We start from the raw sequence: 16,368 nt of genomic DNA on the forward strand, positions 1-16,368 counted from the left end.
TATGAAGAAGCTTATTCAGAATATCAAAAATATATTTGCTATAGAGGAGTTGAGAAGACGTATTCTCAACACTCTTATTTTATTATTAGTATTCCGTATTGGGGCACACATTGTATTGCCTGGTATAGACCCAACTAAAATAGCTACTAAATCTGGTGCTGCTAAAGGGCTTTTAGATTTATTAAATACGTTTTTGGGAGGTGCATTCCAAAATGTAGCTATTTTTGCGTTAGGTATTATGCCTTACATCTCAGCTTCTATTGCTGTACAATTGTTAACAGTAGCTTTACCGAATTTCCAGAAAATGCAAAAAGAAGGAGATTCAGGTAGAAAGAAACTAACTCAAATTACGAAGTACTTAACCATTATTTTTACAATAGTTCAATCTTATGCTTACTTACAAAACCCAGATGTTTTGGGTGCTGTAAGACCTGAAGTTGGAATAGGCTACTTTACAATTTCATCTATTATGATTCTTACCGCTGGTACAATGTTTTGTATGTGGCTAGGTGATAGAATCACAGATAGAGGTATAGGAAATGGTGTATCCATGCTTATTATGATAGGTATTGTATCAAGATTCCCTCAAGCAATTATTTTAGAAGTAACAGCTCGTTTTGGTAAAAAAGCTGCTATAGGAGGTCCCTTCTTGTTATTAATTGAATTTGTATTGTTATTCTTTATTGTATTATTGGTTGTAATGTTTACACAAGCAATTAGAAGAATACCTGTTCAATATGCAAAACAAGTTGTAGGTAATAAAGTATATGGTGGACAAAGACAGTACATTCCATTGAAGTTGAATACTTCAGGGGTAATGCCTATTATCTTCGCTCAATCTTTGATGTTCTTACCTTCTTTATTAGCTGGCTTATTTAAAGGAAATGAATCTGCTCAAGCAGTTGTCAATATGTTCTCTAATCAGTTTGGTTGGCAATATAACTTGATATTTGCATTCATGATTTTAATATTTACATATTTCTATACGGCTATTACAATTAATCCTAAGCAAATAGCTGATGATATGAAACGTAATGGAGGGTTTATACCTGGTGTAAAACCTGGTGACCCAACATCAGAATATATTGATAGCGTTTTATCTAAAATTACACTACCAGGTGCATTATTCTTGGCTGTAATTGCCGTATTACCTTCAGTAGTTCGTGTTACAATGGATGTAGATATGATTTTTGCTGGATTCTTTGGTGGTACTTCATTACTAATTATGGTTGGGGTAGTACTAGATACACTTCAGCAAATAGAGAGTTACTTATTGATGAAACATTATGAAGGTTTGATGGAGTCAGGAAAAATCTCTGACACCTCTAATATGGCAATGGTACAATGATAATTCTAAAAACATCTGCTGAAATAGAGGTTATCAGACAAAGTGCTCTTATTCTTGGCAAAACTCATGGAGAGGTAGCCAAATGGATAGAGCCAGGTGTGAAAACATCTCAATTAAATAAAATAGCGGAAGAGTATATTAGAGATAACCAAGCAATACCTTCTTTTAAGGGTTACGAAATTAGTAGTACAAACGTTCCTTTTCCTGGTGCTTTGTGCATCTCAGTAAATGAACAAGTAGTACATGGCTTCCCAAGTAACTACGAATTAAAAGAAGGGGATATTATATCAGTAGACTGTGGAGTTTATAAAGATGGTTTTCATAGTGACAGTGCATACACTTATCCAGTAGGTGAAATATCCAAGGAAGTGATGCAATTACTAAAAGTAACAAAAGAATCTCTTTATAAAGGTATTGAACAAGTAAAATTTGGTGCAAGAGTAGGAGATATAAGTTATGCTATTCAAAAGCATGCAGAGAGTTTTGGATTTTCAGTTGTAAGGGAATTAGTAGGACATGGACTAGGAAGATCATTACATGAAAAACCTGAAGTACCCAATTTTGGAAAAAGAGGTAAGGGAGCTATGCTAAAAAACGGTACTGTAATAGCTATAGAGCCTATGATAAATATAGGTAAAAAAGAGATAGTTCAAGAAAGAGATGGATGGACAATCCGAACAGCAGATAGAAAGCCTTCGGCTCATTTTGAACACACTGTGGCGATTAATGGTAACCAAGCAGATATCCTTACTACATTTCAATACATAGAAGAAGTTTTAGAAAAAAAATATGGCAAAGCAAACATCTATTGAGCAAGACGGAACGATCACGGAAGCACTTTCTAACGCAATGTTTAGAGTAGAACTCCAGAATGGACACGAAGTGATTGCTCATATTTCGGGTAAAATGAGGATGAACTATATCAAGATTTTACCTGGGGACAAAGTGAAAATAGAAATGTCGCCTTACGACCTCACGAAAGGCAGAATTGTTTATCGTTACAAATAAAATATACTGTTATGAAAGTACGAGCTTCTGTGAAGAAACGCAGTGCAGACTGTAAGATAATCCGTAGAAAAGGAAAAATCTATGTGATTAACAAAAAAAATCCAAAATATAAACAAAGACAAGGTTAGTTATGAGAATTGCAGGAACAGATATCCCTAACAATAAGCGTGGCGAAATCGCTCTTACCTATATCTATGGTATTGGACGTAGTTCTGCTAAAAAAATCTTGCAACAAGCAGGCATTGATTTAGACAAGAGAGTAGCCAACTGGACAGATGATGACGCTGTAAAAATTCGTAATATCATCGGTGAAGAATTCACTGTTGAAGGACAACTTCGCTCACAAGTACAATTGAACATCAAACGCTTGATGGATATTGGTTGCTATAGAGGTCTTAGACACCGTAGAGGTTTACCTGTAAGAGGTCAGAGTACTAAGAACAACGCTAGAACTCGTAAAGGTAAGCGTAAGACTGTAGCTAATAAAAAGAAAGCGACTAAATAATTTATAATTATGGCAAAGGATACGAAAAAAGAAAAAGTAAAGAAAAGATTAGTGCAAGTTGACCCTGTGGGACAGGTACATATCAGAGCTTCTTTCAACAACATCATCATCACCATTACGAACAACAACGGTCAAGTAATTTCTTGGTCTTCTGCTGGTAAAATGGGTTTTAGAGGTTCTAAGAAAAACACTCCTTATGCTGCTCAAGTAGCTGCTTCTGATTGTGCTAAGAAAGCTCATGATTTAGGACTTCGTAAAGTAGATGTATTTGTAAAAGGACCAGGTTCTGGAAGAGAGTCTGCTATCAGAACTGTACAAGCTACAGGTATCGAGGTAGTAACTATCCAAGATGTTACTCCATTACCTCACAACGGTTGTCGTCCACCTAAAAAGAGACGTGTTTAATTCGCAATATATTCTCATACACAAAAACGTTTGTGTATTTTGAAAATTGAGAGTTAAAGATTGTAAGAAACCAAAAGGTAGGCTTACAAGCCTAATTCTAATTGTTCAACATTAAAAAAATCTACAATGGCAAGATATACCGGTCCTAAAGCGAAAATAGGACGTAAATTCGGAGAGGCTATTTTGGGGGCAAACAAATATGTTCAGAAAAAGAACTATGCACCCGGAATGCATGGAAGAGGAAAGAAAAGAAAGCAGTCTGAATATGCTGTACAGCTAGCTGCTAAACAAAAAGCAAAATATACTTATGGAGTATTAGAAAAGCAATTTGCTCGTATATTCCATATCGCTAGTATCAAAGATGGTATTACTGGTGAAAACTTATTGAAATTCTTAGAGGCTCGTTTAGACAATACTGTGTACCGTTTAGGTATTGCACCAAGTCGTAGAGGAGCTCGTCAATTGGTCTCTCATAAACATATCACTGTAAATGGTGAAATTGTAAACATTCCTTCATACCAATTAAAACCTGGTGATATTGTAGGAGTTCGTGAGAAATCAAAATCTTTAGAAGCAATTACTACCAGTTTGGCATCTCGTGCAAATAACCGTTTCAATTGGTTAGAGTGGGATAAAAATTTAATGACTGGAAAGTTTGTTTCTTATCCTGAAAGAGATCAAATTCCTGAAAATATACAAGAGCAACTCATTGTCGAATTGTACTCTAAATAATCCATGAAAAACTTGTTAGTGAGTAGCTAACAAGTTTTATTGGCTGTTCAACCTAAAAAAACTGTAAATATATGTCAATCTTAGCGTTTCAGATGCCCAATAAGGTGGTAATGGAGAAAGCCGACGATTTTCACGGCTTATTTGAATTTAAACCACTCGAAAAAGGATATGGTATTACAATAGGAAATGCTTTAAGAAGAGTGTTACGTTCTTCATTAGAGGGCTATGCTATTACGGCAGTGAGGATACAAGGCGTTTTACATGAGTTTTCTACTATACCTGGTGTAGTTCAAGATGTTACGGAAATTATCTTGAATCTTAAAAAAGTTCGTTTTAAGAGAGTTGGAGAGGTTGCTGAAAACAAAATTAGCCTTCAACTGAAAAATAAAGAAGTATTCACGGCTGGTGATATCAATAAATTTACAAGTGCTTACCAAATTCTTAATCCTGATTTAGTGATTTGTAACTTGGATAAGTCTGTAACTTTAGAAATGGAGTTGATCATTGAGAAAGGACGTGGATATGTTCCTGCTGAAGAGCATAAAATCCCCGACCAAACACTTAACTTTATTGCTATTGACTCTATCTTTACGCCTATCAAAAACGTAAGATACGCTATAGAAAATACAAGGGTTGAACAAAAAACGGACTACGAAAAACTCATTGTTGAAATTGAAACAGATGGCTCAATCCATCCTGAAGATGCCTTGAAAGGTGCTGCTCAAATCCTTATCCAACACTTTATGCTATTCTCTGACCAAACGATGACTTTTGAGTCCGTTCAGAAAGAAGAAAGCGTAACAGTGGATGAAGAAATTTTGCGTATGCGTAAACTGCTCAAAACTTCTTTGGCTGACCTTGATCTTTCGGTACGTGCTTACAACTGTTTGAAATCTGCTGATATTAAGACACTTGGTGATTTAGTTCAGTTGGAAATTGCAGACATGATGAAGTTTAGAAACTTTGGTAAAAAATCATTGACTGAACTTGAGCAACTTGTTGCTGAAAAAGGCTTACACTTCGGAATGGAGGTAGCAAAATATAAATTAGACGAAGAATAATCTTAATTATCTAAGGTCTTGAAAGCTTGGAAATAAAGAAGAGAACCTTAGATGGCATAAACCCCTTTAAAGACTCACGACCATGAGACACGGAGATAAAGTAAAAAATCTAAACAGAACAGCCTCTCATCGTAAAGCGATGCTTTCTAATATGGCTAGTTCGTTAATATTGAATAAACGTATTGAAACTACAGTTACTAAAGCAAAGGCTTTGAGAGTATATGTAGAGCCTTTGATTACAAGAGCTAAAGAAGGAAACAATACGACTTCTGTAGAATCTATGCACAATAGAAGAACAGTTTTCTCTTATTTGATGAATAAAGAAGCTGTAAAGGAGTTATTCTCTACAGTAGCTGATAAAGTTGGTAGCCGTCCAGGTGGCTATACACGTATCATCAAATTGGGTACACGTCAAGGAGATGCTGCTGAAGTAGCTATCATTGAACTAGTGGACTTCAACGAAACGTTCGTGAAAGAAGGTAAGAAAACAGCTACCAAGAAAACTCGTAGAAGAACTGGTAAAGGTAAAGGTACTGAAACTACTGAGACTTCAGAATCTACAACAATTGAAACAAAAGAATAATAAAAAGCCCGATTAAATCGGGCTTTTTTGTTTTTATAAAAATCAGATAATTAATATTTAAAGTGCATATAAAAAAGTTTTTTATAGAGATTAGCTTTAAATACTATTTTTTTATCTAACTTTGTATCCCATAATGATTTTAACACATTATGGCACAAGCAAAACATATTTTTGTAACTGGAGGAGTAACTTCCTCATTAGGTAAAGGTATTATCGCATCATCTTTAGCGACTCTTCTTCAAGCTAGAGGATTTTCTGTAACCATTCAGAAATTTGACCCTTATATCAACATAGACCCTGGAACACTGAACCCTTACGAGCATGGAGAATGCTATGTAACGGACGATGGTGCTGAAACTGATTTGGACTTAGGACATTATGAACGTTTTTTGAACGTCGCTACATCTCAAGCCAATAATGTCACCACAGGGAAAATCTACTATAATGTTATTACCAAAGAACGTCAAGGAGCATATTTAGGAAAAACTGTTCAGGTGATTCCACATATCACAGATGAAATTAAAAGAAATTTTCTGCTCTTAGATGAAACAGGTAAGTACGACATCATCATCACAGAAATAGGTGGTTGTGTGGGTGATATAGAATCACTTCCTTTTATTGAGGCACTCAGACAGCTACGCTGGGAATTAGGAGGAAATGATGTAATTGTAATACATCTTACACTTGTACCTTATTTGGCGGCTGCTGGTGAACTCAAAACCAAACCTACTCAACACTCTGTAAAGGCTCTCTCTGAGTCTGGTGTACAACCTGATATTATTATTTGCCGTTCTGAAAAGCCTATTCCTATGGAAATCAGAAAGAAAGTGGCTTTGTTTACTGGGGTAAATGTAAATTCGGTGATAGAGGCTTTGGACGCAGAAACGATTTATGATGTACCTCTTTTGATGAGAAAAGAGAAATTGGATGAAAGAGTGCTTTCTAAACTTCGTTATCCTTACAAAAAAGAACCTAATATTGATGCTTGGAAAGAGTTTTTAGGGAAACTCAAAAACCCAACAGATTCGGTGGAAATAGGTTTAGTTGGGAAATATGTAGAATTACATGATGCTTATAAGTCTATTGCGGAGTCATTTGTACATGCAGGAGCTTATAACGAATGTAAAGTAAAGCTCCATTGGATTCATTCTGAAAAGATTAATGATGATAATGTAGAAAGTATTTTGGGTAAATTGGATGGTATTTTAGTTGCACCTGGTTTTGGTGAAAGAGGTATTGAAGGCAAAATTTCAGCTGTTCGTTTTGCAAGAGAACATCAAATACCTTTCTTTGGAATATGCTTGGGCATGCAATGTGCTGTGATAGAATTTGCCAGAAACGTATTGGGTTTATCAGATGCACATTCTACTGAAATGAACCCTGATACCAAAACGCCTATCATAGATATGATGGAAGAGCAAAAAAAGGTAACTATGAAAGGTGGAACAATGCGTTTAGGAGCTTATCCATGTAAACTTAAGAAAGGTTCTAAGGTGCAACAAGCCTATGGAAAATCTCAAATTAGCGAACGCCACAGACACAGATATGAGTTTAATAATAAATATTTAGAACAAATTGAAAAAGCTGGTATGATAGCAGGGGGCGTGAATCCTGATACAGAGCTTGTAGAGGCAGTAGAATTGTTAGACCATCCTTGGTTTGTGGGGGTACAATATCATCCTGAACTTAAAAGTACGGTGATGAATCCACATCCATTATTTGTACGTTTTGTAAAAGCAGCTCAAGAATATAAAGAGAAAAAATAATGAACTTAAAAAGCCCTAATCTATTTTAGGGCTTTTTACTTTAAGAAAGTGTTTTTACGATTTTTGCAGGATTTCCTACCACTACAGCATTATCGGGAACGTCTTTGGTTACAACAGCACCAGCACCTACCATAGCATTATTACCTATCCGAATACCTCCAAGAATGGTAGCTCCTGTACCAATAGAGGCATTATCTCCTATAACGGTTTCAATCATAGTCCAGTCACTTTCTGTTTGCAAAGAACCGTCAGCATTGGCTGCTTTGGGATACATATCGTTGATAAAACTTACGTTATGTCCTACAAATACTCCATTGCCAATGGTTACACCTTCACAGATAAAAGTATGAGAAGAAATTTTGCAATTTTCCCCAATAATAACTCCTTTTTGTATTTCTACAAAAGAGCCAATTTTAGAATTATCTCCAATTTGACAACCATAGAGGTTCACAAACTTAAAAATTTTAACATTCTCGCCAACTTTTACATTGTTGATAGACTGACGTTCATTTTCTATACTCAAGACTTGAAAACTCATAAATATTGAATTAGTATAATTTATCATTTAAACAATTTTAAAGAAAAAGCCCCAATTTAATTGAGGCTTTCTTTTTATGCTTCTACTTCTTGGTGTAACCAAGCTTTTTTAGCAAGTAGTTCTTCTTTTTCTTCTTCATTTTCGGGGTCAGGGATACAACAATCCACAGGACAAACAGCAGCACATTGAGGTTCTTCATGAAATCCTACACACTCAGTGCATTTATTAGTTACAATATAGTAAAACTCATCAGATACAGGAGCTTGTTGTGCTTTTGCATCTATCACGATGCCTTTCTCTAATTCTACTTCTGTTAGTTTTGTACCACCAGCCCAAGTCCATTTTACACCACCTTCATAAATAGCAGTATTAGGACATTCGGGTTCGCATGCACCACAGTTGATGCATTCGTCAGTTATCATGATAGCCATATCAATTTATCTTTAAGGTTGAGGCAAAAATATAAAAACTTCAATGTAGTAACAATATTCTTGTAAGAAAGTTCCTTGTAAACCAAAGAAAATTTTAGAGTTCCATGAATCCATTTGTCCATTCAGGGTCTAAAGATGCTCCAATTTTCTTGTAAAAATTAATAGCAGGTTCATTCCATTCTAATACTTGCCAACTAATACGTTGACAATTTTCTTGTTTACCATATTCTTTTAATATATCAAAAAATTGATGACCTAGTTTATGCTTTCTATATTCATCTTTGATGTATAAATCTTCAAGATATAAGCATTTTCCTTTCCAAGTAGAGTATCTGAAATATACTAATGCCATTCCAACAGCTATATCATTGTCCCATGCAAGCCAAAACTTAAAAATAGGTTGTTTACCAAAACCATCTTCAAGCATTTTTGCTTCAGTATTGATGACTTGCTCAGGAGCTTTTTCGTACAAAGCCAATTCTTTAATCAACCCTAACAACGCAGGTATATCTTGTGGTGTTCCTTCTTTAATCTGTAAATCCATTTTACTTCTGTTCTTTTTTCTTCATAATGCCTGAGCCAGTAGGCTTTAAAATTTTATAATACTGAAAATCCTGATTGGCTGTAAAACCTTCTCCTTTAATTATATTTGGCCCATTTTCTATTACTACAAATTTATCAGTGTATATTTTTTGTTGGTTTGGCGACCAATTTAAAACTTCTGTTTTCAATGTTTTATTTTCAAGTAAATCCTTTACAATCACTTTGCCTGTGGCTGTATAAAGATTTTGTTGTTTATCATAAAAACCTTTTAGAGCTGTAAGGCGAGTACTTTCTTGTTTTTTTGTATTGAAAAAAACAACTTCTATGCCATTGGGATACTCCAAATCCCCACTTTGATGTTGGAGTTGTTTGGGAGCTTTCATTCGCATTTTTAACCTTGCCGAATCACTATAAAGGGTTTCAATATTATACGATTCGATCATAGCTCCTTTATAGGGTTTTACCTTGTCAAGACTTTTATCATCTTCACAAGCAAATAAACTACAACTAATAATAATGAGAACAAAACGTATCATAGTCAAATAATTAAGTTATAAAATGTCAATGACTATATTTCAAAGTCTTTATACAATAAACTGGGTTGTACACTTTGGTTATTCTGGTACTTTCCACTTTTGTATTTTTCATACTCTCCATCAATGCTGTGATAATAGATTTGGCAAATTTCTACACCTGCATAAATACGAATGGGTTGTACACTGAAAATCTCTAAAGTCCAAAATCCTGCAAAACCCACATCACCAAAACCTGCTGTTACATGGATAAACAAGCCAAGTCTACCAATAGAAGAACGCCCTTCAAGCATGGGTACATGATTATCAGTACGAGTGTATTCAAGTGTTCTACCTAAATAAAGTTTATTGGTTTCTAATACTAAACCTTCTTCAGGAATAGTAATTGATTTGAATTTATTAGGTTTTTTCATATCTAAAACATCTTCATCATAAACAAGGAGTTCGTGGTGAAGGCGTAGATTATAACTATTAGGATTGAGTTGTTCAGGGCGGTAGGGGTCTATAAAAATATCTTTACCAAGTCTTTTTTCAATTTCTTTACCAGAAAGTATCATAAAAAATTATTTTGTTTTATAATTTAGAGATTAAAGGCTAAACGTTATGTTCAGCCTTTAATTTTTTAATCTTCAGCAACTAGAGAAACTACTTTTTTATCATCAGAGGCCTGTGAAATATCCAACATCCATGCACCTTCTACTCTCAGACGAGCTTTTACAGCTCCCCAAGGAGCAATATTGAAGGAAATGATTTGTCCATTAGGGCTTAATTTTACATCAGCTTCTTTTCCTTTAAATACTGCTTTCAAATTATTGTCTGTTCCTTTAAAAGTAAGTTGGTCAGTTCCCTGTGAAAATTTATTATTTACTAAGAAATCTGTTACATGTAAACGAACAGAAGCGTTTGTGATAGTAGCTTCATTCACCTTATTAGAAATTAGCCCAAAATCAGCTTTTTTACCTGCGTTTCTGCGTTCCAAAATTTCACCTGCAACGCTCAATGTAAAAGTTAAATCAATAGTTTCAGTAGCTGTCCCTATTTTAGCTTGATAATAAGCTTGCATCAATTCATTTTGATTTTTGGTTTTAACTTGAGAAACCACAGGAATTTCAACAAATTTTTCAGCTTGTTTCCCATAATATACTTTACCAATACTCTGTGGAGTTTTGCCTTTTGTAATGACAAAAACTTCCATTGTTTTAGGACTATACCAAACACCTGAAATGGTATTTTGAGCCCAACTTGTTATTCCAACAAGCCAAAGCATAGAAATTGTAAATAATTTAGACATAGTATTTTTGAGTTAAGAGTTCGGTTACAAAAGTAGTAGTTTTCAACTATCCTGCCAATTTTTTTTAGAGAAAGAAAAAAAGAGTAAAAAGTATAGATAAGAAGCAGAAAAAATAGAATGTCTTTTTATTTATATGCTTATTAATAACTTCCTAATCAGCACTAAAATTTGTACTTATTCAAGAAAAAATAAAATCTAAAAAAGAATTTTTGCGAAAAAATAAAATTTAGCGAAATTTCGCTTGACTTTTATTTTTCGCTGATTATATTTGTAACAGAATTCGATCAAAACATTTATAAAATAGATTTTTAGATTTTTGAAAATTTAAACCTGATACTTTCTATGACTCGCCAAGAAAAAATTAATCAGCTTTTACAAGATTGGGCAACTAACCCTCGTTGGGCAGGTATCGAACGCCCTTACACAGCCGAAGATGTTGTAAAACTTAGTGGTTCAGTACAAATTGAATATACTTTAGCTCGTTTGGGAGCTGAAAAACTTTGGAAAAAATTAAATTCAGAGCATTATGTGGCAGGTTTGGGAGCTCTAACAGGTAACCAAGCAATCCAAGAAGCTCAAGCTGGTTTACAAGCTATCTATTTAAGTGGATGGCAAGTTGCGGCAGATGCTAACTTAGCGGGAGAGATGTATCCTGACCAAAGTTTGTACCCTGCTGATAGTGTGCCTGCTGTAGTAAAAAGAATCAATAAAGCTCTTTTGCGTGCCGACCAAATTCAGCACATGGAAGGTAAAGGAGATACAGATTATTTACTTCCTATTGTAGCAGATGCTGAAGCAGGTTTTGGAGGTAATTTGAATGCCTTTGAACTGATGAAAATGATGATTGAAGCAGGTGCTTCTGGTGTTCATTTTGAAGACCAACTTTCTTCTGCTAAAAAGTGCGGACACTTAGGAGGAAAAGTGCTTGTACCTACTCAAGAAGCTATTCAAAAGTTGGTTGCTGCTCGTTTGGCAACAGATGTAATGGGTGTACCTACAGTAATTGTTGCTCGTACAGATGCTGATGCTGCAAACCTACTTACAAGTGATATAGATCCAAGAGACTTAGAGTTTGTTACAGGAAAAAGAAGTAATGAAGGATTCTACTATGTGAATTGTGGTGTGGAACAAGCTATTAGTAGAGGTTTAGCATATGCTCCATTTGCCGACTTGATTTGGATGGAAACAAGTCATCCTGATTTGGGTGAAGCAAGAGAGTTTGCTCAAGCTATTCATGCTCAATACCCTGGTAAATTGTTGGCATACAACTGTTCTCCATCTTTCAACTGGGCTTCTAAACTTTCAGAAGAACAAATGCTTACTTTCCGTGAGGATTTGGCAGATTTAGGATATAAATTCCAATTTATTACTTTGGCTGGTTTCCATGCTCTTAATACAAGTATGTTTGAACTTGCAAGCTCTTATAAAGCAAAAGGAATGGCTGGCTATTCTGAATTGCAACAAAAAGAATTTGCATTACAGTCTAAAGGTTTCAAAGCTGTTAAACATCAAGCTTTTGTAGGTGTTGGTTATTTTGATGAAGTTCAAAATGTCATTACATCTGGGGAAGCTTCTACAGTAGCTTTGAAAGGTTCAACAGAAGAAGAACAATTTCATCAATAAAAAAAAACAGATTGCGTTGTTTCCCATAAAAATCCTTGCCTTTGGTGAGGATTTTTGTTTTTAGAATCCCAAAATAGAAAACCATAAAAAAAACTAGACTTTGTATTGTTTTTTGGGTGTTTTTTTAGCATTATTGTATCAGTATTCTGTATTTTAGCAAATCTGTAACCAAATTGAAGAATTATTATACTATACTCGAAATACCCGAGAGTGCTTCGGCGGAGATGATAAAAAATGCGTATAGAAATTTGGCTAAACGTTGGCATCCTGATGTAAACCCTGGCGACGACATTGCTGAAAAAATGTTTATGGAGATAAAAGAGGCATATACAACCCTCTCAAATGCCATTAAACGCAATTATTACGATTATCAGCTAAGAAAAGCAATTTTAGATAAGAAAGTGGAACCAACCACTACTACAAAAGTAGGTTCTTTTCGAAAGAAAGAACAAGAAACAACCACAACTACCAAAAAAACTACTCAGGAGAAGACTGAGAAAAAAGAGAAAGAAAAGGTGTTTCATAGTTCTGAAACCTATAAAAATCGTTTGGATGATTTATTGAAAAAGCATAACGATTTAGTAGAAAAGCAGAAAAAAACAGCTGAAGTCAATAGACAAAAGGAAGAAAAAGAGAAAAGTTTCTATGATACTTTCAGAGAAAATAGAGAAACTGCTTTTAAAGAGCAGAAACTCAAACAGTCTGAAGAAAAAATTCAAGAAAAGGAGAAATCTGAACACGCCACAATGGAAACAGAAGAGAGTGTTGTAAAACCTCAAAAAAATAGAATCAAAGCGATTTTAAGTATTTTGGGATTCCGTTCAGATTAGATTTTTAATATTCAAAATATATTGAGAAACTTGAAAATAATCTATTTTCAAGTTTTTTGGTTTAAAAACAGCATATAATTATGGCAAAAATATTTATTACAGGAGCAACAGGTTTTGTGGGGGAGCAGTTAGCCAAAAAATTAGTAAAACAGGGTAATGAAGTACATTTATTGGCTCGTTCGGTATCGAAGGCTAAAAAAATGTTTCCTGATGAACAATTTAAAATATTTGAAGGAGATTTATTAGAGCCTACTAAAATCCAGAAAGCTATTGAAAACTGCTCAGAAGTGTATCATTTGGCAGCTTATGCCAAAGTTTGGGATAAAGACCCACAGGCTTTTTATAAAATGAATGTAGAAGGAACACTTCATATCTTAGAAAAAGCATTAGAAGCAGGTATTGAAAGAGTGGTGCTTACATCTACGGCTGGAGTTTTGGGACCTGCTGTGAATGGAATAGTAACTGAAAATACTCCCCAAACTGTACCCCACAGCACTGAATATGAAAGAACCAAAGCAATCTCAGAACAAGAATCTCTAAAATATTTGGATAAAGGCTTAGAAATTGTAACCCTCAATCCTACACGCATTTATGGTGGAGGGCAACGTAGCGAAAGTAATGCTGTAACAAAGCTTTTGGAGCGTTATCACCAAGGAAAATGGCGTATTATGCCTGGTGATGGAAAAAGAATTGGCAATTATGTATTTGTAGAGGATGTAGTACAAGGGCATATTTTGGCGATGCAAAAAGGCAGAAATGGCGAAAGATATATTTTGGGTGGGGATAATGTAAGCTATCAAGAGCTTTTTGATATGTTTGGAGAAATTACAGGCAAACATCTTCGTCTGTTCAATTTGCCAATTGGCGTGATGATGACTTTTGCTCGTTTACAGCTTTTTATAGCAAATACTTTTGGCAAAGCACCTTTAATTACCCCCAATTTTGTAAAAAAATACCTTTATGATTGGAAAGTAAGCAGTGAAAAAGCTCAAAAAGAATTGGGTTACCAAATAACACCCCTCAAACAAGGGCTTTCCAAAACGTTGGAATGGTTGAAGGGTAATCCGTAATTAGGCTAGCTACATAATACCAAAAAACTAAATTTAAAAGACCTGCAAGGAAAATTATCCAAGCAGGTTTTTTATCTTCAAAAAAGCAATAATGTAATATTCCAAACGGGATAGCAACAGCAGAACCAAACAATAGAATTTCAAAAATTATCCCTCCAATAAAGTATGCTAATAAAAATGCTATTCCATTAGAGCCAATAATAGCCAGAATGGTATATAAAATTATAGAGAAAAAGTTTTTATATGAACTATTCATACTTTATTAAAAGTTGCTATTCCTCAAACTGAAATTTCAGATATTTAATTTTTTCACCTTTTTCCTCAAAAGCTATTTCGTATTTGGTTTTGATACCAAAATGGTCTTTGGCAAACTCAGAATTGTGGAGGTCGTAGGTGTAAGAGAAATTTTTAATTTTTTGTTCTTGTAGAATTTCCAAAGTATAATCAAAAAGCCCTGTGTTATCTGTTTTGAAATGCAACCAGCCATCTTTTTGAAGCAAATTTTTATACATTTCCAAAAAACGAGGGTGAGTCAATCTTCGGCGAGCGTCTGCTTCTTTGGGGCGAGGGTCTGGGTGGATAATCCAAATTTCAAAAACTTCTTTATTATCAAAAAATTGCTCTAAATTTTGAATATATGTTCTCAAAAAAGCTACATTTTCAAGCCCTTTTTCAATAGCAATGGTGCTGCCTTTCCAAATTCTCGCCCCTTTGATATCCACGCCTACAAAGTTTTTCTCAGGATATTGTTCAGCAAGCCCCACAGAGTACTCTCCACGTCCACAAGCCAATTCCAATACTAATGGATTTGTATTTTTGAAATGTTCTTCTTGCCATTTGCCTTTGCAGTTTTCATAAAATGGCTTTCCATCTTCTACAACATTGTAACTCTGTTCGTTTTGAGCAAATCTGTCTAATTTTTTTCTTCCCATAAAAGTATTATTTAATTGCTTCTAAAATAGTTTGGACTATTTGTTTTAAATTTTCTTCTTTTAAACCAACTCCAGAGGGCAAACTAACTGATTGTTCATAAATCTGCCATGTATGGTCATTTTCTGTAATATATGTAGCATTTTGGTGCATGGGCAAACGATTAAGCGGATACCACAATTTGCGAGTCTGAATGCCTTGTTTTTCAAGAGCTTCTTGAATAGTTTTACTCTGATTGCTTAAAAAAGTTGTTAGCCAATTATTAGGTTTCACATCACTCAAGTTTTTCTGAAATGTTACTTTTGCTGATAAATTTTGGTGATAAAAATGATAAATGTATTTTTTTTGCTTTAAAAAATGCTCTAATTGTTCCATTTGAGCAAGTCCAACGGCTGCCAGTAGATTAATGAGGCGATAATTATAGCCTACTTCATCATGATAATATTCATGTAAATCTGCTTTTGACTGATTTGCCCAATGTCGTACTTTTTGTGCAATTTGCTCGTTTTGAGTAAGTATCATGCCACCTCCACCAGTGGTAACTACTTTATTTCCATTGAAACTGATAATGCCAACATCTGCTAAACACCCTGTATGTGTATTTTTATAAAAACTACCCAACGACTCGGCAGCATCCTCAACCACAGTAATATGATATTTTTGAGCTAACGTTAAAATATTTTGCATTTCGCCTACATTACCTAAAATATGAACAGGCAAAATAGCTTTGATTCTTTTTTTAGAGTTTTTAATGAAACAACTATTATTTTCAATAAAGCAGTCTTTTTCTAAAAAACTCTCAAGTAAAGTTGAATCAAGTTGCCAAGTATCTTGCGTAATATCTACAAATAAAGGTTCTGCTCCACAATAATGAATGGCATTGACACTTGCTACAAAGCTCAAATTTGGTAAAATAACCATATCATTTCTTTCTACACCCACAGCAAGTAAAGCCAAATGCAATGCAGCAGTGCCACTTGAAACAGCAATAGCATATTTGCTTTTTGTGTATTGTGCTACTTTATCCTCAAATAATGGAATATATTTGCCCACAGATGTAATCCAGTTGGTTTCAAGGCAATCCTGAATGTATTTCCATTCGTTGCCAGCTAAATGGGGTAGGGCTAAAGGAATATTGAAAGAATGACTTTGCACAAATTTTTTCCTCAAA

Annotated in this window: 21 protein-coding genes and 1 pseudogene; 13 read left to right on the top strand and 9 right to left on the bottom strand. The window is 34.6% G+C overall.

Annotated elements, in window-relative coordinates:
- Position 1 precedes the first annotated feature (1 nt).
- The 10 genes from AD998_04580 (at position 2) to AD998_04625 (ending at position 7,408) form a co-directional block, all read left to right on the top strand.
- On the top strand, positions 2–1,348 hold the full coding sequence (locus AD998_04580; GenBank protein KOY85526.1) for a preprotein translocase subunit SecY: 1,347 nt from the start codon (positions 2–4) through the stop codon (positions 1,346–1,348).
- Positions 1,345–2,160: a methionine aminopeptidase gene (locus tag AD998_04585; GenBank protein KOY85527.1), complete on the top strand. Its 816-nt coding sequence runs from the start codon at positions 1,345–1,347 to the stop codon at positions 2,158–2,160. The genes AD998_04580 and AD998_04585 overlap by 4 nt, the downstream gene beginning before the upstream one ends.
- A complete protein-coding gene (gene infA / locus AD998_04590; protein KOY85528.1) occupies positions 2,138–2,356 on the top strand; it encodes a translation initiation factor IF-1 in 219 nt (72 codons plus the stop codon). Before AD998_04585 ends, infA begins: the two co-directional genes overlap by 23 nt.
- An 11-nt stretch (positions 2,357–2,367) precedes the next feature.
- Entirely contained in the window at positions 2,368–2,484 is a 117-nt protein-coding gene (locus tag AD998_04595; GenBank protein KOY85529.1) for a 50S ribosomal protein L36, read from the top strand.
- A gap of 2 nt (positions 2,485–2,486) precedes the next feature.
- A complete protein-coding gene (locus AD998_04600) occupies positions 2,487–2,861 on the top strand; it encodes a 30S ribosomal protein S13 (protein ID KOY85530.1) in 375 nt (124 codons plus the stop codon).
- Between the two features lie 9 nt (positions 2,862–2,870).
- Entirely contained in the window at positions 2,871–3,266 is a 396-nt protein-coding gene (locus AD998_04605; protein ID KOY85531.1) for a 30S ribosomal protein S11, read from the top strand.
- Between the two features lie 126 nt (positions 3,267–3,392).
- Positions 3,393–3,998 carry a 30S ribosomal protein S4 gene (locus AD998_04610; GenBank protein ID KOY85532.1) on the top strand — a complete coding sequence of 202 codons (606 nt, stop codon included), beginning with the start codon at positions 3,393–3,395 and terminating at the stop codon, positions 3,996–3,998.
- Between the two features lie 71 nt (positions 3,999–4,069).
- Positions 4,070–5,059, top strand: coding sequence for a DNA-directed RNA polymerase subunit alpha (locus AD998_04615; GenBank protein KOY85533.1), 990 nt, complete (start codon positions 4,070–4,072; stop codon positions 5,057–5,059).
- 82 nt (positions 5,060–5,141) lie between these two features.
- Positions 5,142–5,642 (top strand): 50S ribosomal protein L17, encoded by a 501-nt coding sequence (locus AD998_04620; protein ID KOY85534.1) that lies wholly within the window; start codon positions 5,142–5,144, stop codon positions 5,640–5,642.
- A 149-nt stretch (positions 5,643–5,791) separates the two neighbouring features.
- Positions 5,792–7,408 carry a CTP synthase gene (locus AD998_04625; protein ID KOY85535.1) on the top strand — a complete coding sequence of 539 codons (1,617 nt, stop codon included), beginning with the start codon at positions 5,792–5,794 and terminating at the stop codon, positions 7,406–7,408.
- A gap of 40 nt (positions 7,409–7,448) precedes the next feature.
- Here the strand turns inward: AD998_04625 and AD998_04630 are convergent, their stop codons facing one another.
- The 6 genes from AD998_04630 to AD998_04655 all read right to left on the bottom strand — a co-directional run bounded on the left by AD998_04630 (position 7,449) and on the right by AD998_04655 (position 10,744).
- The gene (locus AD998_04630) at positions 7,449–7,946 is read right to left on the bottom strand and encodes an acetyltransferase (protein ID KOY85536.1); all 498 of its coding nucleotides are present in this window, start codon (positions 7,944–7,946) and stop codon (positions 7,449–7,451) included.
- 74 nt (positions 7,947–8,020) lie between these two features.
- Complete coding sequence (locus AD998_04635; protein ID KOY85537.1) at positions 8,021–8,377, bottom strand: ferredoxin; 357 nt, start codon at positions 8,375–8,377, stop codon at positions 8,021–8,023.
- 94 nt (positions 8,378–8,471) lie between these two features.
- Complete coding sequence (locus AD998_04640) at positions 8,472–8,921, bottom strand: GNAT family acetyltransferase (protein ID KOY85538.1); 450 nt, start codon at positions 8,919–8,921, stop codon at positions 8,472–8,474.
- A 1-nt stretch (position 8,922) separates the two neighbouring features.
- Positions 8,923–9,456 carry a hypothetical protein gene (locus AD998_04645; protein KOY85539.1) on the bottom strand — a complete coding sequence of 178 codons (534 nt, stop codon included), beginning with the start codon at positions 9,454–9,456 and terminating at the stop codon, positions 8,923–8,925.
- Positions 9,457–9,488: 32 nt separating this feature from the next.
- Positions 9,489–10,010 carry a deoxycytidine triphosphate deaminase gene (locus tag AD998_04650; GenBank protein KOY85540.1) on the bottom strand — a complete coding sequence of 174 codons (522 nt, stop codon included), beginning with the start codon at positions 10,008–10,010 and terminating at the stop codon, positions 9,489–9,491.
- Positions 10,011–10,075: 65 nt separating this feature from the next.
- On the bottom strand, positions 10,076–10,744 hold the full coding sequence (locus tag AD998_04655) for a hypothetical protein (GenBank protein KOY85541.1): 669 nt from the start codon (positions 10,742–10,744) through the stop codon (positions 10,076–10,078).
- Positions 10,745–11,086: 342 nt separating this feature from the next.
- Between AD998_04655 and AD998_04660 the strand changes: the two genes are divergently transcribed.
- The 3 genes and pseudogenes from AD998_04660 (at position 11,087) to AD998_04670 (ending at position 14,267) form a co-directional block, all read left to right on the top strand.
- The gene (locus AD998_04660) at positions 11,087–12,367 is read left to right on the top strand and encodes an isocitrate lyase (protein KOY85542.1); all 1,281 of its coding nucleotides are present in this window, start codon (positions 11,087–11,089) and stop codon (positions 12,365–12,367) included.
- Between the two features lie 173 nt (positions 12,368–12,540).
- Positions 12,541–12,831: pseudogene (locus AD998_04665) on the top strand (hypothetical protein).
- 446 nt (positions 12,832–13,277) lie between these two features.
- Positions 13,278–14,267 (top strand): hypothetical protein, encoded by a 990-nt coding sequence (locus tag AD998_04670; protein KOY85543.1) that lies wholly within the window; start codon positions 13,278–13,280, stop codon positions 14,265–14,267.
- On the opposite strand, the gene AD998_04675 is transcribed toward AD998_04670, so the two are convergent.
- The 3 genes from AD998_04675 to AD998_04685 are packed head-to-tail and all read right to left on the bottom strand — an operon-like array spanning position 14,218 to position 16,352.
- Positions 14,218–14,523: a hypothetical protein gene (locus AD998_04675; GenBank protein KOY85544.1), complete on the bottom strand. Its 306-nt coding sequence runs from the start codon at positions 14,521–14,523 to the stop codon at positions 14,218–14,220. The two genes, AD998_04670 and AD998_04675, sit on opposite strands and share 50 nt — an antisense overlap.
- 16 nt (positions 14,524–14,539) lie before the next feature.
- Positions 14,540–15,199 carry a tRNA (guanine-N7)-methyltransferase gene (locus tag AD998_04680; GenBank protein ID KOY85545.1) on the bottom strand — a complete coding sequence of 220 codons (660 nt, stop codon included), beginning with the start codon at positions 15,197–15,199 and terminating at the stop codon, positions 14,540–14,542.
- A gap of 7 nt (positions 15,200–15,206) precedes the next feature.
- A complete protein-coding gene (locus AD998_04685) occupies positions 15,207–16,352 on the bottom strand; it encodes a hypothetical protein (protein ID KOY88055.1) in 1,146 nt (381 codons plus the stop codon).
- Positions 16,353–16,368 lie beyond the last annotated feature (16 nt).

The sequence above is a fragment of the bacterium 336/3 genome (assembly GCA_001281695.1).
Classification (GTDB): Bacteria; Bacteroidota; Bacteroidia; order Cytophagales; family Thermonemataceae; genus Raineya.